This is a genomic window from Phenylobacterium sp., assembly GCF_036821595.1.
GTDB lineage: Bacteria > Pseudomonadota > Alphaproteobacteria > Caulobacterales > Caulobacteraceae > Phenylobacterium.
Genome location: NZ_DAISJG010000180.1, coordinates 1 through 1561 on the forward strand (window position 1 = coordinate 1; position 1561 = coordinate 1561).

Genomic DNA, 1561 nt, shown 5'->3' on the forward strand with positions numbered 1-1561 from the left:
AGGGTGGGTCCGCGGCCTCGTTCCAGTCCCGGAACGGCGCCGGCGGCAGGCGGACGACAGCCTCCACGCCGGCTGCCCGCAGCCGGGCCGCCAGGGTCGAGGCGGCGTCCTCGCCGACCCGATCCCGGTCCCCCGCCACGAGGATCCGGCGCGCCTCCGGAGGCGGGCGCCAGGCGACCAGCCGGCCGGCCGACAGCAGCGCCCAGGCCGGGAGCCCGAAGCGTTCGCCGGCCGACAGCGCGCTGAACACCCCTTCCGCCACCACCATCACCCTGCCGGCCGGGTCGAGGCGGACCGCACAGCCCTGCGGCAGGAGCCCGATGGTCTTGCGCGGCAGCCGCAGGCGCGCCCGGTTCCCGGCCGGCGAGAGGTAGGTGACCTCCACCGCGCACAGGGCGCCGCCGGGCTCCCGGACCGCCGCCAGCAGGGCCGGGCATGTGGGGCCGCCCCCGGGTCCGTACGCCCGGACGGGCGCCGCGGGATGGAAGCGCAGAGCTTCGGGAAGCGCACGGCCGATCCGGCGGCGCCGTGCGTGGCGTTCCGCCAGCGTCCCGGGGACGGGGCGCGCGTCCTCCCACAGGGCCGCCGCCACGGCCCGCCGCTGGCTCCGCCCCGGGGGTTCCGGCGCGCCCGGCGCCGCCCCGCGCCCGAGCCGGCCGTCCGCGTCCACAAGCCCCAGGCGGCGCAATTCGCGCAGCACATCGCGCCAGTCGTCGCCGGCGAAGGCGTGGACGATCACCCGGTCGCCGTCGAGCAGCAGGGAGACGGAACGGTCGGCGGGGCTGTGGCCGGGCGCGGGGACGTTGGCGCGCCGTCCGCCGGCGTAGAGGTCTCCGCCGAGCGCGCGGACGATGGCCGCGAGCGACATCACATCACCCCCAGGGCGCGGAGGCTGACGACCTCGTCGCCCGCCACCAGCAGGTGGTCATGCACGGCGATCCGCAGCGCGCGGCAGGCCTCGACCACCTGCCGCGTCATCTCGACGTCGGCGCCCGACGGCGCGGGATCACGTCCCGGATGGTTGTGGGCGAGCACCAGGGCGGAGGCGCTGAGCTCCAGCGCCCTGCGGACCACTTCCCGCGGGTAGACGGGCGCATGGTCCACACTGCCCGACCACATCACCTCGTCGGCGATCAGGCGGTTGCCGCGATCCAGGAACAGCACCCGGAACTGCTCCCGCGGCTCGGCCGCCATCGCCGTGCGGAGGTAGGCCCTCACCTGCGACCAGGCGGTGAGCAGGGGCCGCACCCGAAGAGGCTCGGCGAGCGCGCGGCAATGCAGGTCGTGGAGCAGGCGCAGGTCCCGCGCCGCGCGACGTCCGGCCACCAACGCCAGCTCGGGGCCAGATGCGCCCAGGACTTCGGCGAGCGATCCGAACCGCTCGAGCAGGCGTCGGGCGATGGCCCCCGCTGCGCGACCGGCGGAAGCCGCGAGCATCAGGGTAAGGGCATGCTCCGTGGACAGCGTGGAGGGCCCCCTGGTCTCGACGCGGGCGCGCAGTTCAGCGAGCGTTTCCCGCGTTGCCGGCGGCGGCGGGGGATGGGGCGAGCGTGTGGGGCGC

At 76.8% G+C, this 1561-nt stretch carries 2 protein-coding genes; both read right to left on the reverse strand.

Annotated elements, in window-relative coordinates; genetic code table 11:
- On the reverse strand, positions 1–868 hold an 868-nt coding region (locus V7Z97_RS20415; RefSeq protein WP_334165464.1), incomplete at its 3' end, for a DUF7146 domain-containing protein.
- The coding region (locus V7Z97_RS20420) for a JAB domain-containing protein (protein WP_334165465.1) at positions 868–1561 on the reverse strand (694 nt) is incomplete at its 5' end. The genes V7Z97_RS20415 and V7Z97_RS20420, both read right to left, overlap by 1 nt.